We start from the raw sequence: 20,716 nt of genomic DNA on the forward strand, positions 1-20,716 counted from the left end.
TAATCGCCGGATACTGAACGGTCACTGTGCGAGAGCCCGTTATGGCGGCGAATGCCGCCACCGGCCGGCCCGGCGTCCGCACGCCGGCCGACGGGCGGCCCCGGGTCGGCGGGGAACGCCGCCGGGCTCAGTCCTGGATCCGCCGCCAGGGCCGCTCGGCCTCCAGCGCGAACGCCAGCTCCAGCAGCAGCCGCTCCTGCCCGTGCGCCGCCGACAGGTGCACCCCGACCGGCAGTCCGCCGGGCGCCGAGCCCGCCGGCAGCGCGAGGCCGGGGCCGCCGGTCACGTTGTTGACCGGGGTGAAGGCGACGTAGCGCATCAGCCGGTCCATCAGCTCGTCGAAGTCCACGTTGGGGCTCAGGTGCCCGATCGGCGGGGCGGTGTGGGCGAGCACCGGGGAGAGGATCACGTCGTGGCCGCGGAAGATCCGCGCGTACACGCCCTCCGCCCGGCGCAGCCGCCGCAGCACGCCGGGGGTCTGTGGGAACTCCGTCCGGAACCGGCGGCGCAGCCCGGTGGTCAGGCCGTCCAGCTTCCCGGCCCGGAAGCTCGGGTCGAGCAGCAGCCGGCCGGTGGCCGCGATGGCCCAGGCGATGTAGCCCCAGTAGGTGACGAAGTCGCGGGAGAACTCCTCGCCGAAGGGCAGCGCGGTGGGCTCGACCCGGTGGCCCATCGCCTCCAGCCGGGCGGCGGTCTCCTCGACGGCCCGCCGGGTCGGCCCGTCGGTCCTGGCGATCGGCGAGTCCACCACCAGGCCGATCCGCAGCCGCTGTGCACCCGGGCCCTCGACCAGGCCGAGCGGGGGCAGTGCGGGGTTGCGGTGGTGCCGCTCGGCGGCGGCGAAGAAGGCGGCGGTGTCGCGCACCGATCGGGTCAGCACGCCGTCGGTGACCAGGTCGACCGGCAGTTTGCCGCTCTGGGCGTTGGTGACCAGCCGGCCCCGGGTGGGCTTGAGCCCGACCAGGCCGCAGCAGGCCGCCGGGATGCGGATCGAGCCGCCGCCGTCGTTGGCGTGCGCGATCGGCACCACGCCGGAGGCCACCAGCGCCGCCGCGCCACCCGAGGAGGCGCCGGCCGAGTGCGAGGGCTTCCACGGGTTGCGCACCGGCTGGGCGGCGGCGAACTCGGTGGAGGCGTTGAGGCCGAACTCGGGCAGTCTGGTCTTGCCGAGCACGGCGAGGCCGGTGGCGAGGAACTGGTCGGTGAAGGGCGCGTTGCGGCGGGCCGGGCGGGCGCGGTAGGCCTCGCTGCCCATCGCGGTCGGCAGGCCGCGCAGGTCCACGTTGTCCTTGAGGTACGTCGGCACGCCCCACAGCGGACCACCGATGCCCTCCCGGCTGATCTGCGGCTTGTCGTACGAGGCGTGGGCGACGGGCAGCAGCGTGCCGTCCACCCGCGCGGCCCGGTCGACGGCGGCGCCGACCAGTTCCCGGGGGTTGACCGCGCCGGCCCGCACCAGCGCGGCCAGCGCCACCGCGTCGTAGGCGCCCAGGGCGTCGTCGCCGAACGCGTGGACCCGCTCGTCGGTCATCCGGACTCCCCGTTCCCCTGCCGGCCACTCCCCTGCCGGACGTTCCGCGGCCCGGCGATCGCACCGGCCGGATCGTTCCTGCCCGGTTCTACTGACCGGTAATCTCGCAAGGATTCCGAATCCAGGCGCGTCCGGCGGTCCGGGAGGGATCGACCGGTGAACGAACCGTCAAATATCCGAGGGCGCCCGACCGTTCGGCCCGCGCCCCCGCGTTCACCCCACCCGCCGGTCGGTGATCGTTTCGCGGTACGCCGCCGGGAAAGATCACGTTCGCGAACCGTCCCGGTCCTCCCACCCGAACCAAGGTGACGCCCGTGCCCGCCCCGTTCTTCCCGACCACCCGGTTCACCGCGGCCACCGCCCCCGGCGGCCTGCCGCTGCTCGGCCACGCCCTCGCCCTCCTGCGCCGCCCGCACGACTTCGTCGCCGGCCTGCCCGCCCACGGCGACCTCGTCCGGCTGCGGCTCGGCCCGCTCCACGCGTACGTGGTCTGCCACCCCGAGCTGGTCCGCCGGCTGCTCACCGAGGACCGCGTCTTCGACAAGGGCGGGCCCCTCCTCGACAAGGCCCGCGAGGTCTTCGGCAACGGCCTCGCCACCTGCCCCGCCGCCGACCACCGGCGCCAGCGCCGCCTGCTGCAGCCCGCGTTCCACCGCGACCGGCTGCCCGGCTACGCCGCCGGGATGGCCGAGGAGATCGCCGGCACCACCGCCCCCTGGCGGGACGGCGACGTGATCGACGTGCCCGCCACGATGCACCGGCTCACCACCGCCGTCGCCGCCCGCTGCCTGTTCGCCGCGCACGAGCGGGCCGGCCGGCTGCCCGTGCACGCGAGCACGGACGCCGTCACCCGCGCCGTCGGCCGCCGGGTGCTGCTGCCGCTGCCCGGCGCCGACCGCCTCCCCACCCCCGGCAACCGCCGCTTCCGGCGCGCCCGGCGGGACCTCCGGGAGATCACCCGGCGGCTGGTCGCCGACCACCGCGCCACCGGCACCGACCACCACGACCTGCTCTCCGTGCTGCTCGCCGCGACGGACGAGGACGGGCGGGGCCTGTCCGCGGCCGAGATCCACGAACAGGTGGTCACCTTCCTGCTGGCCGGCACCGAGGCCACCGCCGCCACCCTCTCCTGGGCCTGGACCCTGCTCGCCGCCAACCCGGCCGTCCGCGAGCGCCTGCACGCCGAACTCGACACCGTCCTGGACGGACGCCCCGCCCGCCACGAGGACCTGCCCGCCCTGCCGCTCACCGCCCGGATCGTCAGCGAGACCCTGCGGCTCTACCCGCCGCCGTGGATCCTCAGCCGCACCGCCACCGCCGACACCGAACTCGGCGGCCACCACCTGCCGGCCGGCTCGACCCTGCTGTTCAGCCCGTACCTGCTGCACCGCAGGGCCGACCTGTTCCCCCGCCCCGACCGCTTCGACCCCGACCGCTGGCTCACCACCGCCAGCCCCGCCCCCGGCACCTACACGCCGTTCGGCCTCGGCGCCCGCCGCTGCATCGGCGACGCCTTCGGCACCACCGAGGCCGTCCTCGCCATCGCCACCATCGCCGCCCGCTGGACCGTCACCCCCGCCCCCGGCCGGCCCGTCCGCCCCGCCCGCAGCGCCTCCCTCGCGCCCCGGCCGTTCACCGCGACGCTGACCCGCCGGGCCCGCTGACCGGACTCCGGCCGGCTTCGGTACTGTCCCGGCGTGGCCGGCCGTACGGACGCCGGCCGGGACCAGGCCGCTCGACCGGGACACCACCAGACATGAACGCTCGAACCCCACGGGGGCTCCTGACCGGGCTGCTCCGCGCCGTCCGGACGTATCCGCGCCGCTCGCCACTGACCCTGGGCTACGTCGTCCTGCTCCTGACCGGGCACGTCTGGGTCGGGAACCTGCTCGCCGCAGACCGGGCGGACGCCCTCAGGGAGCACCTCAGCACCAACCTCGACAACCTCGCCGACCATCCGGTCACCGCCCTGGTCGGCAGCGCGCTGCTCTACGACGGCACCCTCACCGAGATCCTCACCCCCGGCTTCGGCGGCACCCTGATCACCCTGGGCCTCGGCGTCTGCTGCTGCCTCGCCTGGACCGAGCGCCGCTTCGGCAGCCTGCGCGCCGCCGCCGTCTTCCTCGGCGGGCACGTCCTCGCCACCCTGCTCACCGCCCTGGTGATCCTGCTCGCCCTGCGGTACGGCTGGTACCCGGAGAGCGTGCGCGCGGCCTCGGACTACGGCATCAGCTACGGCGCCCAGACCGTCCTCGCCCTCGCCACCCTCGCCGTACCCCGCCGGGCCCGGCTGCCCTGGGCCGCGCTCGTGGTCGGCTGGCCGCTCTCCGGCGACGGCGAATGGCCGGGCCCCCTCCCGGACTTCACCACCGTCGGGCACCTGGCGGCCGCCGCCCTCGGCTTCGCCCTGGCCGCCGCCGTGGCGGTCTCCACCGCCCGTCGCCGCCGGGCCGAGGCGTCCGCCCCGGTCCCGGCGGACCGGTGACCCTGCCCCTGCCCCTGCCCCTGCCGGCGTGAGCCCCGGTGCCCGTCTGCCGGACGACCGAGCGCGCCTCAGCGGGGCGGGCGGCGGTCGGCGGCGATGACGGTGAGCAGCCGCTCGATCTCCGCCAGCCGGTGCCGCAGGTCCTCGACGTCCCCGCGGGTGGCGCTCTGCTCGTGCGCCTTGAGCTTCACCAGCAGCTGCCCGTCCGGCTCCAGCCGGGCCCGGGCCACCCCGCGGACGCTGTCGCCGTTCTGGATCCGGATCGCGTGCTCCAGCTCGGACGGGCGCAGCGCCAGGCCGCGCAGCGCGCCCGGCACCAGCCTGCCGTCCTCCACCACGGTGGTGGCGGTGCCCTCCAGGAGGCGGGCGGCCCTCGGGTCGCGGGCGAGCCAGCGGGTCACGGCGGCGTTCACCGCGATCAGGGTGACCGCTCCGATCACGCCGCCGAGCAGGCTGTCGTCGTTGCCGATGACGGCGTTCTGCACCACGTTGGAGAGCAGGAAGACGACCACCATGTCGAAGGTGTTCAGCCCCGCCAGCCCGCGCTTCCCGGCGATCCGGAACAGGACCACGATCAGCGCGTAGACGGCGACCGTCCGGAGGACCTTCTCCACGATCGGAATCTGGACGGCCATCAGGTCGTGCCACACTGCCCCGCTCCTCCCGCCTCGACTGCTGGGAACGGGGCAGACGCTACGCCACGGTCACCGCTTCGGCCTGCCGCGCCGGGCCGACGCGCCCCGCCCGCCGGCCTTGGCTCCCCCTGCCTTCGCCCCGCCCGGCTTCTGCCCGCCGGCCTTCTGCGCACCGCTCCGCTGCCCGCCGGCCTTCTGCTGCGGCTTGCCCCGCCCGGCCGCCGCCTTCTTCGGCTGCGCCTCGGGCGTCGCCTGCCCGGCCCCGCGCCCGCGCGAGCTGTTGACCGTACGGCCCCGCACGATGCCGATGAACTCCTCCACCAGGTCCGTCGTCCGCTCCTGCGGCCAGGACAGCGCCACCTGGGACTGCGGCGCCTCCGCCACCGGCCGGTAGGTGAGGTCCTTGCGGTGGTGCAGCCGGGCCAGGGACTGCGGTACCAGGAGCACGCCGACGTTCGCCGCGACCAGCTCGATCGCGTCCGCCGTGCTGTCCGGGCGCGCGAGGGCGGGGCGCCCCGGCAGGGTGTCGGCGGTGAGGCCGAGGGTGTCGTCGAGCGGGTGGAAGACCACCTCCTCGGCGAGGTCGGCCGGCGCGACCTCCTCGGCGGCGGCGAGCCAGTGGTCCTTGGGGAAGACCACGACGGTGGTCTCGGTGTAGAGCGGGATCGCGCTCAGCACGTCCTTGTCGACCGGCAGCCGGACCAGCCCGGCGTCCGCGCCGCCCTCGCGCAGGGTCCGTTCGCCGTCGCCGGACTCGACCGCGAGGAGCTCCAGCGGAACGTCCGGGAGTCGCTCGCTCCAGACCCGGACCCATTTGCCGGGGATCACGCCCGGGACGTACACGAGCCGGAAGGACGGGTTCACCTGCATGTCTGTCACAGGTCAAGGCTACCGACCGTGACCGGGAGCGCCCGCGCACTCCCTTACCCTTGTCTCCATGACATCGCTCAAGCAGAAGACCAGCCAGACCATGAAGCCGGCCACGGCGGCCAAGAAGCTGGAGATCTACCTCGCAGCCGCGCCGGCCGACTTCCAGGAGGGCGTGGTCTCCCGCGAGGAGCTGTACGCGCTGCAGGCCGAGCCGCCGCAGTGGCTCCAGGACCTGCGCAAGAACGGCCCGCACCCGCGCCCGGTGATCGCCGCCAGGCTCGGCATCTCGATCTCCGGCCTGGCCCGCGGCGGCGTGACCGAGGCGCTCACCACCGAGCAGATCGAGGCGGTCAAGGCCGAGAACCCGCTCTGGCTCCAGCACGAGCGCGCCAACCAGGTGGACCTCCGCAAGGAGACCGCCCGGATCAAGGAGAAGCACGAGAAGGAGGCCGCCGCCAAGGCCGCCGAGGAGGCGAAGGCCGCCAAGGCCCGCTGACCCGGCCCGCTGACCAGCCCCACCGCCCGGCACGGCGGCGCTCCGGCACCGGTTGTCGGACCCCTGCGCAACGATGGTGCCGACGTCCGTCCCCACGGGCGTCGGCACAGTCGTGTGCGGATGCGCGCAGCGGCTCGTGCGCGGGTCCGACAGCGAGGAGGCCGAAGGATGGCAGGAGCACTGGACGGCAGGATCGCCCTGGTCGCGGGCGCGACGCGGGGCGCCGGGCGGGGCATCGCCGTGGAGCTCGGCGCGGCCGGCGCGACGGTGTACGTGACCGGGCGCAGCACCCGGCAGCGGCGCTCGGAGTACGACCGCCCGGAGACGATCGAGGACACCGCCGACCTGGTCACCGCCGCCGGCGGCCTGGGCATCGCGGTGCCCACCGACCACCTGGTGCCGTCCGAGGTGGCCGCCCTGGTGGAGCGGATCGACGCCGAGCAGGGCCGGCTGGACGTCCTGGTCAACGACATCTGGGGCGGCGAGAAGCTGTTCGGCTGGGACGTCCCCGTCTGGGAGCACGACCTGGACGACGGCCTGCGGCTGCTGCGCCTGGCGGTGGAGACGCACGCCGTCACCAGCCACCACGCCCTGCCGCTGCTGCTGAAGCACCCCGGCGGCCTGGTGGTGGAGATGACGGACGGCACCGCGGAGTACAACCGCGACACCTACCGCAACTCCTTCTTCTACGACCTCGCCAAGGCCTCGGTGCTGCGGATGGCCTTCTCGCTCGGCCACGAGCTGGGCTCGCGCGGCGCCACCGCCCTCGCCCTCACCCCCGGCTGGATGCGCTCCGAGATCATGCTGGAGCACTTCGGCGTCACCGAGCAGAACTGGCGCGAAGCCCTGGTCCAGGAGCCGCACTTCGGCATCTCCGAGTCCCCGTACTACGTCGGCCGGGCGGTGGTCGCGCTGGCCGCCGACGCCGGGGTCGCCCGGTGGAACGGCCGCTCGGCCTCCAGCGGGCAGCTGGCCCTGGAGTACGGCTTCACCGACCGGGACGGCAGCCGTCCGGACTGCTGGCGCTACCTGGTCGAGGTGCAGGAGCCGGGCAAGCCGGCCGCGCCGGAGGCCTACCGCTGACCTCGGGGCCGGCCGGTGACGGCGGGGGTGGCGGTGGAGGTGGCGGCAGGGAGCGGAACTCCCCCGCCGCCACCTCGTGTTGACCGGGCCGCCGGTCGCTCCGAATAATCGGCGGGACCGGGGCGCCCCGGGGCCGTGCCGTCGTGACCGCACCGCGCCGGAGCACCGCGTCACAGCACCGCGCCGCGGTACCGCACCGAAGTTCGCCGAAGTACACCGCAGTTCACCGCATCGGGGGAAGCGACCAGTGATCGAGCAGCCACAGCACGCCGGACTCGCCGCGCTCGCGGACGAGTTCTTCGCCGCCGAGAACACCCACAACCCGTTCGAGGCGACCCTCAGCGGAGTCGAGGGCTACGCCCACCTGGTGCCCGACCCGTCCCGCGCGGCCGGGCACCGGCACCGCGACGCGCTGCGCGGCTTCGCCGCCCGGCTGGCCGCGATCCCGGTCGACGGGCTGGCCGGCGAGGACCGGACCACCCACCGGGTGCTCGCCCGGCTGCTCGACAACGGCATCGGCCGGCTCACCCACGGGCTGGCCGAGTTCAGCGTCTCGGCGACCATCGTCGCCGCGCAGAACGAGGCCTTCTCCGGGCTCGCCATGACCCCGGTCGACCAGGAGGGCGCGGACTCCTACCTGGCACGTCTGGCCTCCTTGCCCGGGTACTTCGACGCCGCCCTGGGCACGGCCCTGGAAGCCGCCGCCGAAGGCCGCCACCCGCTACGCAGCGGGGTGGACGCCGCCGTCGCCCAGCTGGACTCCCACCTGGCCACCGCCCCGGCCGAGGACAAGCTGCTCCGCCCGCTGGCCGGCCGCCCGGAGTTCGAGCGCGCCCTGACCATCGTGCGCGACGCCGTCCGCCCCGCGGTGGCCCGCTACCGGGACGGGCTGGCCCACCGGCTGGCGCCGGGCGCCCGGCCGGACGACAAGGCCGGGGTCTGCCACGTGCCGGGCGGCACCGAGGGCTACGCGGACGCCGTCGCCCGCTTCACCCGGCCGGGGCTCGCCCCGGAGGAGGTCCACCGGGTCGGGCTGGAGGCCGTCGCGGCGCTGCGCGAGGAGTTCGCCGAGCTGGGCGGCAAGGTCCTGGGCATCACCGACCCCGCGGCCGTGCTGACCGCGCTGCGCGAGGACCCCGCACTGCGCTTCGGCAGCGCGGCCGAGATCGTCGCGACGGTGGACGGCGCGCTGGACCGGGCCCGCCGCGCCTCGGCGGACTGGTTCCGCCCGTACCCGATCGCCGACTGCGTGACCAGGGAGATCGACCCGATCGAGGCGGAGACCGCGCCGCTGGCCTACTACCAGCCGCCGGGCCCTGGCGGGCTGCCCGGCACCCACTGGGTCAACACGCTGCGCCCGGAGACCCGGTTCAGCTACGAGTACGAGGCGCTCGCCTTCCACGAGAGCGTGCCAGGCCACCACCTCCAGCTCGCCGTCGCGCAGACCCTGCACCACCTGCCCCGGTTCCGGCGGAACCCGAGCGGCCAGCTGACCGCCCACGTCGAGGGCTGGGGCCTGTACACCGAGCGGCTCGCGGACGAGATGGGGCTGTACGGCTCGGAGCTGTCCCGGCTCGGCATGCTCTCGTTGGACGCGATGCGGGCGGTCCGGCTGGTGGTGGACACCGGGATGCACCACTACGGCTGGTCCCGGGGGCGGGCGACGGCCTTCATGCGGTCCAACACCGCCACCCCCGACGCCAACGTCCGCAACGAGATCGACCGCTACATCGCCTGGCCCGGCCAGGCCACCGCCTACCTGATCGGCCGCCGGGAGATCGTCCGGCACCGCGAGCGGGCCGAGGCGGCGCTCGGCGCCCGGTTCGACGTGCGGGAGTTCCACCACCAGCTGATCGGGCACGGCAGCCTGCCGCTGGGCGTGCTGGACGAGCTGGTGACGGACTGGATCGCGGAGCGGTAGCGCCCGTCCCCGGATCCTGCCCGGCGCCGGCTCCGGACACCACCGCGAGCCGGTCCACCGTCACTTCGCTCCCCCTCGGACGATCCACCGACCGCGCGCCGTTCGCCCACGGCCCGACCCCGCAGCGCCGGTGGCGCTTCGCGATGGTCACCTCGCTCGTCGGCCGGCTGCTGGTGCCGGCGGTCCTGGTCGTCCACCTCCTGGTCATGCTGTCGGGCGTCCACACCCTCCGGTAGCCCGTCCCGACTCCGGCCTGCCGCCCGGCGCTGGCGAAGGCCACGGCGGAGGTCGAGGCCCGCATCAGAGCTCCGTTGCCGGCCGCGTGCAGGGTGGTCTCGAAGTGGGCGGCGGCGGCGCGGTCCCAGGGCAGGCCGCTGCCGAGGACGGCTTCGGTCTGGATGCCGATGTCGCTGGGCCTGGCGTCGGCCCAGCGGCGGAACCGGTCGAACAGGTCCGGGAGGTCCAGGCCGCCTCGCTCGATCAGGGACTCGGCGACCAGGACGGCCATCTGGGTGTCGTCGGTGGCTTCACCCCGGGCCCAGCCGCCCCCGGCGACCAGGTCACCGGGGGCGTCCGGGAAGCGGGCGGAGAAGGCGCCGGCCGGGCCGAACTCGTACGGGGCGCCGAGGGCGTCGCCCACGGCGGCGCCGAGGACGGCGCCGGCGGCGCGCTCGACCGGGCCGGTCATGCCTGGTGCGGGACGACCGGCAGGTTGCGCTTGTGCTCGGTGCGGCGGTAGTGGCCGAGGACGGTCCGGTGGACCTCCTCGCTGACCGGCAGGCCCTCCAGGAAGTCGTCCAGGGCGTCGTAGCTGACGCCGAGGGCGTCCTCGTCGGGACGGCCGGGGTCGAGGTCCTCCAGGTCGGCGGTCGGGACCTTCTTGACCAGCTCGGCCGGAGCGCCGAGCGCCTCGGCGATCGCCCGCACCTGGCGCTTGGTCAGACCGGACAGCGGCATCACGTCGGCCGCGCCGTCGCCGAACTTGGTGAAGAAGCCGACCGCGGCCTCGGCGGCGTGGTCGGTGCCGACGACCAGTCCGCCCTTGGCGCCGGCCGCCGCGTACTGGACCACCATCCGCTGGCGGGCCTTGACGTTGCCGCCGACGAAGTCCTCGTGGGCGCGGTCGGTGTAGGTCAGGCCGGCGGCCTTCAGGGCGGCGACCGCGCCGTCGGTGGCGGGCTTGACGTCGACGGTCAGCACCTCGTCCGCGCGGATGAAGCCGAGCGCGAGCTGGGCGTCCGCCTCGTCCGCCTGGACGCCGTAGGGCAGCCGCATCGCGGTGAAGGTCACCTGGCGCCCCTCGGCCCGCAGCCGCTCGACGGCGAGCTGGCAGAGCCGCCCCGCGGTGGTGGAGTCGACGCCGCCGCTGATGCCCAGCACCAGGCTGCGCGCGCCGGTGGCCCGCACCTGGCCGGCCAGGAACTCCACCCTGCGCTCGGCCTCCTTCGCGGGGTCCGGCACGGGTGCCACTCCGAGGGCACGGGCGATCTCCCGCTGGACGTCGGCAGGCAGGGGCTCGGTCATTCCGACTCCTCGGGACGGTGGGTACGTGGCGCGGTCACGAGGATACGACCACCGCCGACGCCGCCGTCACGGGCGGGGGGCCTCCCCCTGGTCCGCCAGGCCCTCCGGCCTGCGCGGTTCCGCCGTGCTCGGCGGTCCGGCCGCCCTGTCCGTCCGCTCCGCCCCGGCCTGGCCCTCCGCCCCGTCCGTCCCCGCCGGCTTCTCCAGCGAGACCGGGCGTTCCGGTCCCGGCCGCGGGTGCGCCAGGATGGCGAGCACCACCGCGCCGTCCACCGTCTCCTGGGCGACCAGCAGCGCCGCCAGCTCGTCCAGGTGGTGCCGGTGCTCGGCGAGCAGGTCCAGGGCCCGGCGCTCGGCCCCGCGCAGCAGGCGGGCCACCGCCTCGTCCACGGCGCGCTGGGTCTGCTCGGAGTACGGGCGGCGCAGCAGGTCCTCGGGGCTGTCGCCGAGGTAGTGCGGGCTGCCGCTGGAGTAGCCGACCGGGCCGAGCTCCGGGGAGAGCCCGAACTCGCGGACCATCCGGGTGGCGACCGAGGTGGCGTTGGCCAGGTCGTTGGCGGCACCCGTGGAGCCCTCGCCGAAGACCACCAGCTCCGCCGCCCGGCCACCGAGCTGGACGGTGATCAGGTCGGTCAGGTACCCCTCGCTGTACAGGTGCCGTTCGGCCTCGGGCAGCTGCTCGGTGGCGCCGAGGGAGACGCCGGCCGGGAGGATCGTCACCTTGGCGACCGGGTCGGCGTGCTCGCACAGCGCGGCCACCAGCGCGTGGCCCGACTCGTGCACGGCGACGGCGTGCCGTTCGTCGGGCAGCAGGGCGTTGGAGGACTCACGGCGGCCGAGCAGCACCCGGTCACGGGCGTCGTCGAGGTCTGCGGCGGTGATGGTGGCCCGATCGGCGCGCACGGCGTTGATGGCGGCCTCGTTGACCAGGTTGGCGAGGTCGGCGCCGGAGAAGCCCGGGGTGCCGCGGGCGAGCCGCCCGAGGTCGGTGTCCGGGGCGAGGGTCTTGCCCCTGGCGTGCACGGCGAGGATGGCGGCCCGCTCGGCCTGGTTGGGCAGCGGGACGGTGACCTGCCGGTCGAAGCGGCCGGGGCGCAGCAGGGCCGGATCGAGGGCGTCCGGCCGGTTGGTGGCGGCGATGACGACGATGCCGGTGCTCTGGTCGAAGCCGTCCATCTCGGCGAGCAGCTGGTTCAGGGTCTGCTCGCGCTCGTCGTTGCCGCCGATCCGGGTGCCGCCCGCGCGGCGTCCGCCGACCGCGTCGATCTCGTCGATGAAGACGATCGACGGCGCGCGCTTGCGGGCCTCCTCGAAGAGGTCGCGGACCCGGGAGGCGCCGACGCCGACGAACATCTCCACGAAGCCGGAGCCGGTCACCGAGAGGAAGGGCACCGAGGCCTCCCCGGCGACGGCCCGGGCGAGCAGGGTCTTCCCGGTGCCCGGCGGCCCGACCATGATCACCCCGCGCGGCCCCTTGGCCCCGGCGGCGGCGTACCGCTCCGGGCTGCGCAGGAAGTCGACCACCTCGCTGACCTCCTGCTTCACCCCCTCGTACCCGGCCACGTCGGCGAACCCGGTGTCCGGCCGCTCGGCCTCGATGATCTTGGCCCGGGACCGTCCGATGGTGCTCAGCCCGCCGCCCAGCGACCGGGCGGCCATCCGGCCCGACCAGAGGAAGAGCGCGCCGAAGATCAGCAGCGGCAGGAACAGCAGCAGGGTGGACCAGAGCGAGCCGCTGCCGCTGGAGCGGCTGCCGGTGACGGTGACGTCGTGCGCGGAGAGCGCGCTGCTGAGCTGGGAGGTGTCCAGGGCGGTGGGGATCTGGCTGGTGAAGTGGGTGCCGTCCTTGAGCGTGCCGCTCACCGCGCCGGTGTCGCTGACGTCCACGGTCTGCACCTGGCCGGCGTCGACCCGGTGCACGAAGTCCGTGTAGCCGTAGCGGGTGCCGGGCGTGCCGGATCTGGAGAAGAGCAGCAGCAGGAGCAGCGTCACCAGCACGGCGACGGGGAGCAGCCAGCGGCGCCACGAGGGCGGCGGAGGCTGCGGGGGCTTGGGCGGGCCGCCCGGGCCGGGGCGGCCCCCGGGGGCCCAGCCGGGACCGCGCCCCTGGCCGGGGCCCGGGCCGGCACCGGGGCCCGGGCCGGCACCGGGGCCCGGGCCGGCACCGGGGCCCGGGCCGGGCGGGGTCGCTGGTTGACGGGCAGCGCGCAACCGGATTCGTACGATCATCCACGCTCACCGCCTCCCGGGGGCCTGGCAGCCTCCGTCCCTCCATGGTCGGACGCTCCGGGCCAGGATGGGAGGCCGAGCGGCGGGATGTCGGTCCACCCGGGCGAAACGGCCCGCCCCACCCGGGTGGGGGTGCGGCCGGCCGGGCCCTCCAGGCCGCCTTCAAGGAGCACCGGAGCGGCGGGAGTTGGCCTTCGATCTGCCGGACCGGAGCATGCGTGACCTAGAGTAGCCACATGGTCAACGAGGAACTGCCAGCCGTACGAAAGACGCCCGAGGCCGCGGTGGAATCGCGGGCCGGGGACAGCGACCGGGAGGCGGTGGCCGAGCAGTTGCGGATCGCCGCCGGGGACGGCCGCATCGACCTCGGGGAGTTGGAGGAGCGGCTCGACCGGGCCTACGCGGCGCGGACCCACCGCGAACTCGACGCCCTGGTGGCGGACCTGGGCGGCCGGGAGCGGGGCGGGGACAAGTCCGCGGCGCAGGACGTCCTCGTGCTCCGGACCCGGCTCGGCAACATCGTGCAGCGCGGCCGGTGGACGGTGCCCCGCCGGATCGTCGCCGAGTCCAAGATCTCGCTGCTCACGGTCGACTTCACCGATGCCGTGTGCACCCACATGGAGATCACGGTCGAGGCGTCGACGGGCGTGGGCCAGATCAAGCTGGTCGTCCCGCGCGGCTGGGGCGTGCGGATCGACCCGTCGAGCACCAACACGGGGAACATCAGCAACAAGGCCGACGAGGTGGCGGAGCCCGGCTCCCCGACCCTGACCGTGATCGCCCACCCCCGCTCGGGGCCGATCAGGATCAAGCAGCGCCGCCGGGGCTGACCGGCCCGGCGCCCGGGCCGGCCGTGCGGGGGGCGGAGGCCGCGCGACGGCTGCCGGCCGATCCGGGCGCCAGGGGTGTGGCGTCAGAGGCCAGGGGTGTGGCGTCAGGGGTCGGGCGTCAGGGGTCAGGCGTCAGGAGAAGTCGAGCCCGCCCGTCCGGGTCCGCTTGAGCTCGAAGAAGTTCGGGTACCCGGCCAGCAGCCGCACCCCGTCGAAGACCCGTACGGCGTCCTCCCCGCGCGGGATCGCGCTCAGCACCGGGCCGAAGAAGGCGACGCCGTCCACGTGGATGGTCGGCGTGCCGACCTCCTCGCCGACCGGGTCCATGCCCTCGTGGTGGCTCTTGCGCAGGGCCTCGTCGTACGCGGCGTCGTTCGCCGCCCCGGCCAGCTCCTCCGGCAGGCCCGCCGCCGCCAGGGCCTCCCGGATGACCGCGTCGTCGGCGGGCCGGTCCTGGTCGTGCAGGCGGGTGCCGAGTTCGGTGTAGAGGGCGCGCAGCACCTGCGGGCCGTGCTGCTCGGCGGCGGCGATGCAGACCCGCACCGGCCCCCAGCCGGTGGTCATCAGGCGCTGGTAGCGCTCGGGCAGGTCGGTGCGGCCCTCGTTGAGGACGGAGAGGCTCATCACCCGGAAGGTCAGGTCGAGGTCGCGCTGCCGCTCGACCTCCAGGATCCACCGGGAGGTGATCCAGGCGAACGGGCAGACGGGGTCGAAGTAGAAGTCGACCTTCACGGTGTCGCCGTCGGGCCGGCGGTCGTGGTTCCGGGATTCATCGTTCCTGAGCCCGTCGTTCCGGATGTCGGGGGCGCTGTTCGTCACGGTGTTCGTCGCGGAGTTCGTCACACCGGAGAGGCTAGCGGCCGAGTGGCCCACTCTCCAGGGCCAATCGGTGGCCGCCCTGGTGGGCCACTTCCCTCCGGCCGGCGCCGCTCAGCTGCACGTCGTCCCGTCCGCCGGCGCCGTGCCGTCCAGCAGGTAGGCGTCCACGGTCCGCATCAGGCAGGCGTTGCCGGTGTTGTAGCCGCCGTGTCCCTCGCCCTCCAGGGTGACGGTGACGCCGACGCCCGCGCCGAGCTGCTGCGCCATCGCGCGGGCGCCCTCCACCGGCGTGGCCGGGTCGCCGGTGGTGCCGACCACCAGGATCGGGGCCGCGCCCGCCGCCGCGACCTCCGGGTGCGCCGCCTTGCCGGGCACGGGCCAGCCGGTGCAACCGGTCAGGCCCCAGGCGGTGAACGTCCCGAACACCGGGGAGGCCGCGCGGAACCGCGGCAGCTGCTGCTCCACGTCCTGGTCGGAGTAGCGCTGACTGGCGTCCACGCAACTGATCGCCCGGTTCGCGGCGTTCAGGTTGGAGTAGTGCCCCTGCGCGTCACGCCCGTTCAGCCCGTCGGCGAGCAGGAGCAGCGTGTCGCCGGTGCCCTGGTCCATCGCCTCGGTGAGCCCGGTGGCCAGCAGGGGCCAGGTCTCCTGGCTGTACAGGGCGCCCGCGATGCCGGTGACCGCCAGACTCCCGGTGAGCTGCCGCCCGCCCTTGGCGGGCAGCGGCGACTGCTCCAGCCGCTGCACCAGCGCGGCGATCTTCGCGGTGCCCTCGTCGCCGCCCGCGCCGGTCGCGCAGGCGGCCCCGGCCTGGGTGGCGCAGGCCTTCATGAAGTCGCCGAGGGCGAGTTGGAAGCCCTGGGCCTGGCCGAGCGCGGACTGCTGCGGGTCCTTGGTCGGGTCGACCACCGAGTCCAGCACCAGCCGGCCGACCTGCTGGGGGAACAGGTGCGCGTAGACGCCGCCGAGCTGGGTGCCGTAGCTGATGCCGAAGTAGGACAGCTTCCCGTCGCCCAGCACCTGCCGCATCAGGTCCATGTCCCGCGCGGCGCTCTCGGTGTCCACGTACGGCAGCACCGCGGCGGAGTTGTGCTCGCAGGCGGCGACGAACCGGGCGTTGCTGTCGTCCAGGGCCTTCACCGCGGCGGGGGTCTCGGGGGTGCTGTCGACGGCTGCGGCGGTGTCCGTCGCCTGGTCGTCCAGGCAGGTCACCCCGGAGCTGGCACCGACCCCGCGCGGATCGAAACTCACCAGGTCGTAGCGGGAGTTGAGGGAGGCGTAGGTCGGGGCGAGGGCGGGCAGGGTGGCCACGCCGGAGGCTCCGGGCCCGCCGAAGTTGAACAGCAGCGAGCCGATCCGGTGCTGCTCGTCCTTGGCCCGGCTGCGGATCAGTGCGAGGCCGATCGTCGTGCCGTCCGGCCTGCCGTGGTCCAGCGGGGCGTTGAGGGTGGCGCACTGCCAGTCGGCGGCGGGCGCGGTGCCGCCTCCCTGCGCGGTGCTGGGGGCGGTGCAGGAGTGCCAGTCCAGCTGCTGGGCGGCGAGGCCGGTGGGGCTCGCGGTTCCGGTGTCGGTGCCGGTGCCGGATCCGGTGGTCGGGGAGGCCGGCGCGGGCTCGGCGACGGAGGAGCCGTCGCCCTGGCAGCCGGTGGCTGTGGTGAGCAGCAGGACGGTCAGGCCGAACGCTCCGGCGCCGCGGACCACGGTGTGCATCGGGTGGGTCACCTCTCGGGTCGGCCGGGCACCCCGGCGCCCGGTTCGGTCGACGTACCCCAGACCCTAGGGGCCGGGGTCGGCCGACGCCCTCCCGGAACCTCCGGACGGGGGGCGTGCGCCGAACCGGCTGCCATCGGCCTGTCGAGTGACGGGAGTTCTCGGCGCTCCCCGTGCTCCCGGTACTCCCGGTGCTCCCAGGTGGCACCGATCGCTCCGGTCGGCGGTTCTCCCTGCCGATCGGCAGGGAGAACCGCCGAGGCACTCCTCGGGAACCTCCCGATCGGCACATGTGCTGCGGCTCGACGACGCGCCAGGATGACGGACATCGGGGCCCCGGTGGGCGGGGCCCGGAGAGGAGCCCTGCCGTGACCGTCCTGTTCCTGTCGCTCGTCCTGTGCGCTGCCTGCGGCGCCTGCCTCTGTGTCTGCGCCTGTCGCTGTGTCCGCGTCGGTGCCTGCGTCCGCGTCAACACCCCGGGCGCCAACACCCCGGGCATCGCGGGCCCGTCCCCCACGGGGCGGCGCCGTGCCTCAGCGCAGTGCCATGTCCGGGGTTCCCCGCACCGCGTACGCCGGCAGGCGCAGCCCGCCGAGGGCGGCCCGCGGCAGGCTCAGCCCGAAGCGCCGCTCGACGGCGCCCAGGGTGCGGCGGCGAGCGGCCCCGTCGAGTCCCCGCCCGGGTTCGCGGGCCGTCACGCCGTCGGCCTCCAGGACCTCGGCGGCGACCAGGTCCGGCACCAGCAGGTCCGGTTCCTGGCCCCAGCGCCAGCGCTCCTCGCCGAGGCCGAAGCCGCACAGCACGGCGCCGTCCCTGGCGTAGTCGAGCAGGTCCGGCTGCTGCTCGGGCATCGGGCGGAAGTGCACCACCTCCACGCCGTCGCGCGCTATCTCGGTGAGCAGTTCACCACCGGTGGAGTCGCCGTACTCGATCGCGAACGACCAGCCGGCGCACATGCCGACCCGGATCACACCGTCGCCGTCGCCGCTGGGGCGGTAGACCTCGATGTCCAGATCCCGGATCTCGGTGTCGCTGATCGGCTCGGTCGCGGTGGCCGGGTCGGCGCCCATCCGGCGGGCGAGTTCCTCGGGCGTGATCCCCCGGGCGAACAGCACCCCTCCGACCGCACCGTCCGTGCCGGGGTCGCCCGTCGGCGGTCGGCCGGCGCCCGGCCCGCCGATCTCCGCGAGCCACTGGATGCCGTCGCCGTCCTGCCCCGCTCCCTCGCCTGTCCGTTCGGTCATGCCGCCCTCCCCTCGCGCCGGGCCTGCGGTGACCGGGCGCGCCGGTGGGCACCCTAACCGACCCGGCCGACAGCCGGAGGCCGGTCACCGGATCGATGCCGGAACCAGCCCCGCGCGGGGCCCGCCACCTCCCCCTCGCCGATCGACAGGAGGCCGATCAGGAGTCGAAATCGCCAGGCCCACACGGCCGTTCACCCGGCACCGGTACCGCACGGCTCACCCGGCCACGCCCGGCACCGCCTGGCCCACCGCTTCGAACAGCAGCTTTGCGGCCACCGTCGCCCCGTCGGTGCGCACTTCGCCCGCCACGGCCTCCGCCCGCACGCGGGTCCCGGGCGCCAGGGCCGCGCCGAGCGCGGCGGAGAGCGATTCGACGGTCGGCGTCGGGTCGAGGTGGGCCACACCGATGCCCAACTCGGCCACCCGGCCGGCCCAGTACGGCTGGTCCGCGATCCGGGGGACGACCACCTGGGGCGCGCCCGCCACGGTCGCGGTCGTGGTGGTGCCCGCGCCGCCGTGGTGGACGACGGCGGCCACCCGGCGGAACAGGGCCTGCTGGTTCACCTCGCCGACGACGTGGCAGTCCTCGCGGTCGTCGACCGGGGCGAGTCCGGCCCAGCCACGGGCGAGGAGCACACGGCGGCCATTCGCGCGGCCGGCCTCGACGGCCACCCCGGCGATGCCATCCGGCGCGTACGCGGCCATGCTGCCGAAGCCGACGTACACCGGCGGCTCCCCGGCGTCCAGGAACGCCTCCAGGTCGGGCGGGAGCGGGCGGTCGTCGGGCAGGATCCAGGCCCCGGTCGGCACCACGTCGAGTTCCGTCATGCCCTCCGACGGGCACAGCAGCGGGTCCGCCGCCAGCCACGGCCGGTCGGTGAACACGTGGTCGCGGACGTTCTCCACGGGCGGCAGGCCGATCGCCGCCCGCCCGCTGTTGAGCGCGTCCCCGTACAGCGCGTTCACCCGCTGGGCGTCCTGCTCCCACAGCTTCCGGTGGTCGGTCTCGTCCTCCGGGGACGGTGTGCCCGGCCGCCGCCCCGGCCGGAAGTGCCGCGAGGGCAGCCCGAAGATGTGGAAGCAGGCCAGCACGTAGTGGAGGCCCAGCTTCTCGGCGACGTCCCGCGCCCCGGCCGGCATCAGCCCGGTCGCCAGCAGCACGTCGCAGCCCTCGGCCGCGGCGGTCAGCGCCTCGAACCGCGCGTCGACCAGCTCACGGGCGAGCCGGAACGCGTCCTCCGCCGTCGGCGGCTTCGGGCCGGACACCACCGAGCGCACCGACGGCCCGAGCGGCACCAGCTGCACGCCGGCCCGCTCCAGCAGCGCCACGAACTCCTCGTCCGGTGGCGCGCACACCCGCACCTCGGCGCCGAGCCCCCGCAGCGCCGCCGCCAGCCCGGCCAGCGGTTCGACGTCCCCCCGCGATCCCCACGCCGTCATCAACACACGCATGTCACGACTCCCGTTTCCGCAGGTCATGGCCTTACGGCGGTGATTGTGCGGCACGACGGGGGCCTTGCCGCAAGCCCCGGGGCACGCTATAGCTTGAGAGTGGCAGGGAGATTCACTCTCCTTGCCGTCTCTCTTGGCCACCCGGTCCGCATGGGTCCCCCCGACCCGTCCACCCCGGCCGACTCCCCCCGCTCGGCCCCGCCCCGGACCGACACACCCCGGGCCACACCGCTTCCTCCCCCGGCTCCCCCTTCGACGAACCCGGCTTCGGCAGCCAGCCGAACGGCGGCAAGGGCGGCCAGGCGTACGGCGCCGCCGGCGCACCGTCCCAGTACAACGTCGCCTGCTACCGGCAGTTCGTCCACTCGTCCTGAACCGCGCGGCTCCGACATCCGAACGGCGGTCCCGCCGCCCGGCCGCCCGGGGCTTGCCCCCCATCGGCCGGTTCGGCGGCCTTCTGGAAGCTGGGCCTATCCTCCGGCTCCCTCCCACCGACGCTGACCGGCACGACCTGACCGACGCGGGCTGACCGGCTCGCGCCGGACCGCCCGTCGACCGGTGAACCGCCCGTCAGCCGGTGAGGCGCCCGTCCCGCGCCACCACCCGGCCCGCCCGGACCACCAGTTCGGGCCTCGGCAGGTCGATCACCACCTGCGGCAGGCACTCGCCCGTCACCAGCATGAAGTCTGCGGGCGAGCCCGGCCGCAGGGTGGCGGCCGGCAGGTCCAGCAGTTCGGCGCCGCCGTCCGCCGCCAGGGCGAAGCAGTCGGCCAGCTGCTCGTCGGTGCGGGCGTCGGTGGTCCAGCCGAGCAGGTGGGCACGGTGCAGCATGTCCGCGTTGCCGTACGGGCTCCACGAGTCGCGCACGCCGTCCGAGCCGAGCCCGACCCGCACCCCGTGCGCCCACAGTTCGCGGAACGGCAGCACCTGGTGGGCCGAGGGCGCCACGGTGGTCAGCCCGACGCCGGACTCGGCCAGTTCGGCGGCGAGTTCGGCGAGCGGGGCGCCGGTCAGCTCCGGGACGCAGAAGGCGTGGCTGACGACCACCCGCCCGGCCAGTCCGGCCGCCCTGGTCCGCGCGGCGATGTCGCGCAGCGGGCCGAGGCCGCGCTCGCCCCGGTCGTGCAGGTGGATGTCGAGGCGCAGTCCGTGCTGCTCGGCCAGACCGAACAGCAGCTCCAGCTGGGCCGGCCCCTCGCCGTCCGGGCCCTCGGCCGGGACGCCGTCGAAGCCCGCCGGGTCGATCCCGCCGACGGCGTCGATCAGCCCGCCGGCCGCCGCCTCCGCGAGCAGCGCCCCCGCACCGGGCATCCGCCGGACCCCGTGCTGGGGGAAGGCCACCAGCTGGATGTCCAGCACCCCGGCCAGCCGCTCGCGCACCTCGGCGAGCCCGGCCACACCGGCCAGCCCGTACGCGGGTGCCACGTCCACATGGGCCCGCACCGCGCGGGTGCCACGCGTCACGGCGTGGCTCAGCAGCCGGTGGGCGCGGTCGGCGAGCGGGGTGCGCTGCTGCCGGTGGAGGTCGACGTCGCCCCGCACGTACTCCGGCAGCGAGCCGGCCGGGCGGCGGCTGTACCAGGGCTCGCCCCAGGCGGTCTTGTCGGGGTGGATGTGCGCGTCCACCAGGGTGGGCAGCGCGATCCGCCCGCCGCCCTCGACCACCTCGGGCACCGCCCCGTCCGGCACCCGCTCGGCCAGCAGGCCGTCCACGGCGACCAGGTCCACGGCCCGGTCGGCGCCGTACGGGCGGACGCCCCGGAAGACCGTGACGGGCGCGGCGTAGGGCGCGGCGCCGGAAGGCGTGGTCATGGGCTGCTCGCTCTCGCTCTGGTTCCCCGGGTGATCCGCCGCCGTGGACGGAATGTGTCCGACAGACAACACGTC

General features: G+C 75.2%; 16 protein-coding genes and 1 pseudogene. 6 read left to right on the forward strand and 11 right to left on the reverse strand.

What is annotated here, in order from left to right; all coding sequences use genetic code 11:
* Nucleotides 1-127 precede the first annotated feature (127 nt).
* Nucleotides 128-1,531 carry an amidase gene (locus ACIQOW_RS17500; RefSeq protein WP_401085478.1) on the reverse strand — a complete coding sequence of 468 codons (1,404 nt, stop codon included), beginning with the start codon at nucleotides 1,529-1,531 and terminating at the stop codon, nucleotides 128-130.
* 314 nt (nucleotides 1,532-1,845) lie between these two features.
* On the opposite strand from ACIQOW_RS17500, the gene ACIQOW_RS17505 reads away from it, so the two are divergent.
* Both ACIQOW_RS17505 and ACIQOW_RS17510 read left to right on the forward strand, forming a co-directional pair.
* Nucleotides 1,846-3,195 (forward strand): cytochrome P450, encoded by a 1,350-nt coding sequence (locus tag ACIQOW_RS17505; RefSeq protein ID WP_401085482.1) that lies wholly within the window; start codon nucleotides 1,846-1,848, stop codon nucleotides 3,193-3,195.
* 92 nt (nucleotides 3,196-3,287) lie between these two features.
* Entirely contained in the window at nucleotides 3,288-4,016 is a 729-nt protein-coding gene (locus tag ACIQOW_RS17510) for a rhomboid-like protein (RefSeq protein WP_401085485.1), read from the forward strand.
* A 68-nt stretch (nucleotides 4,017-4,084) separates the two neighbouring features.
* Here ACIQOW_RS17510 and ACIQOW_RS17515 read toward each other — a convergent pair whose 3' ends face one another.
* Together ACIQOW_RS17515 and ACIQOW_RS17520 are read right to left on the reverse strand one after the other, a co-directional pair.
* A complete protein-coding gene (locus ACIQOW_RS17515) occupies nucleotides 4,085-4,666 on the reverse strand; it encodes a DUF421 domain-containing protein (RefSeq protein WP_401085488.1) in 582 nt (193 codons plus the stop codon).
* Nucleotides 4,667-4,720: 54 nt separating this feature from the next.
* On the reverse strand, nucleotides 4,721-5,530 hold the full coding sequence (locus ACIQOW_RS17520) for a LysR family substrate-binding domain-containing protein (RefSeq protein WP_401085491.1): 810 nt from the start codon (nucleotides 5,528-5,530) through the stop codon (nucleotides 4,721-4,723).
* A 58-nt stretch (nucleotides 5,531-5,588) separates the two neighbouring features.
* Between ACIQOW_RS17520 and ACIQOW_RS17525 the strand changes: the two genes are divergently transcribed.
* The 3 genes from ACIQOW_RS17525 to ACIQOW_RS17535 all read left to right on the forward strand — a co-directional run bounded on the left by ACIQOW_RS17525 (nucleotide 5,589) and on the right by ACIQOW_RS17535 (nucleotide 9,021).
* Nucleotides 5,589-6,017: a DUF5997 family protein gene (locus tag ACIQOW_RS17525; protein WP_401085493.1), complete on the forward strand. Its 429-nt coding sequence runs from the start codon at nucleotides 5,589-5,591 to the stop codon at nucleotides 6,015-6,017.
* 168 nt (nucleotides 6,018-6,185) lie between these two features.
* Nucleotides 6,186-7,100, forward strand: a complete 915-nt coding sequence (locus ACIQOW_RS17530; RefSeq protein WP_188301371.1) for an SDR family oxidoreductase — start codon at nucleotides 6,186-6,188, stop codon at nucleotides 7,098-7,100.
* Nucleotides 7,101-7,347: 247 nt separating this feature from the next.
* Nucleotides 7,348-9,021, forward strand: a complete 1,674-nt coding sequence (locus ACIQOW_RS17535; RefSeq protein WP_401085496.1) for a DUF885 domain-containing protein — start codon at nucleotides 7,348-7,350, stop codon at nucleotides 9,019-9,021.
* A gap of 229 nt (nucleotides 9,022-9,250) precedes the next feature.
* On the opposite strand, the pseudogene ACIQOW_RS17540 reads toward ACIQOW_RS17535, so the two are convergent.
* From ACIQOW_RS17540 to ftsH, 3 genes and pseudogenes are all read right to left on the reverse strand, one after another.
* Nucleotides 9,251-9,709: pseudogene (locus ACIQOW_RS17540) on the reverse strand (ADP-ribosylglycohydrolase family protein); the annotation flags it as partial.
* Entirely contained in the window at nucleotides 9,706-10,545 is an 840-nt protein-coding gene (gene nadE / locus ACIQOW_RS17545; protein WP_401085499.1) for an ammonia-dependent NAD(+) synthetase, read from the reverse strand. The pseudogene ACIQOW_RS17540 and the gene nadE, both read right to left, overlap by 4 nt.
* Before the next feature lie 66 nt (nucleotides 10,546-10,611).
* Complete coding sequence (gene ftsH / locus ACIQOW_RS17550; RefSeq protein WP_401085502.1) at nucleotides 10,612-12,774, reverse strand: ATP-dependent zinc metalloprotease FtsH; 2,163 nt, start codon at nucleotides 12,772-12,774, stop codon at nucleotides 10,612-10,614.
* Between the two features lie 236 nt (nucleotides 12,775-13,010).
* On the opposite strand from ftsH, the gene ACIQOW_RS17555 reads away from it, so the two are divergent.
* Nucleotides 13,011-13,604 (forward strand): DUF1707 domain-containing protein, encoded by a 594-nt coding sequence (locus ACIQOW_RS17555; protein WP_401085505.1) that lies wholly within the window; start codon nucleotides 13,011-13,013, stop codon nucleotides 13,602-13,604.
* A 132-nt stretch (nucleotides 13,605-13,736) separates the two neighbouring features.
* Here the strand turns inward: ACIQOW_RS17555 and ACIQOW_RS17560 are convergent, their stop codons facing one another.
* The 5 genes from ACIQOW_RS17560 to ACIQOW_RS17580 form a co-directional block, all read right to left on the reverse strand.
* Complete coding sequence (locus tag ACIQOW_RS17560) at nucleotides 13,737-14,336, reverse strand: DsbA family protein (RefSeq protein WP_401085884.1); 600 nt, start codon at nucleotides 14,334-14,336, stop codon at nucleotides 13,737-13,739.
* Nucleotides 14,337-14,534: 198 nt separating this feature from the next.
* Nucleotides 14,535-16,133 carry an alpha/beta hydrolase gene (locus ACIQOW_RS17565; RefSeq protein ID WP_401085508.1) on the reverse strand — a complete coding sequence of 533 codons (1,599 nt, stop codon included), beginning with the start codon at nucleotides 16,131-16,133 and terminating at the stop codon, nucleotides 14,535-14,537.
* Between the two features lie 533 nt (nucleotides 16,134-16,666).
* Nucleotides 16,667-17,377, reverse strand: coding sequence for a DUF6461 domain-containing protein (locus tag ACIQOW_RS17570; RefSeq protein ID WP_401085511.1), 711 nt, complete (start codon nucleotides 17,375-17,377; stop codon nucleotides 16,667-16,669).
* 216 nt (nucleotides 17,378-17,593) lie between these two features.
* The gene (locus tag ACIQOW_RS17575; RefSeq protein WP_401085514.1) at nucleotides 17,594-18,829 is read right to left on the reverse strand and encodes a glycosyltransferase; all 1,236 of its coding nucleotides are present in this window, start codon (nucleotides 18,827-18,829) and stop codon (nucleotides 17,594-17,596) included.
* Nucleotides 18,830-19,399: 570 nt separating this feature from the next.
* Nucleotides 19,400-20,641: an amidohydrolase gene (locus tag ACIQOW_RS17580; protein ID WP_401085517.1), complete on the reverse strand. Its 1,242-nt coding sequence runs from the start codon at nucleotides 20,639-20,641 to the stop codon at nucleotides 19,400-19,402.
* Nucleotides 20,642-20,716: the final 75 nt, after the last annotated feature.

Source organism: Kitasatospora sp. NPDC091335, assembly GCF_044757205.1.
Taxonomy (GTDB): Bacteria; Actinomycetota; Actinomycetes; order Streptomycetales; family Streptomycetaceae; genus Kitasatospora.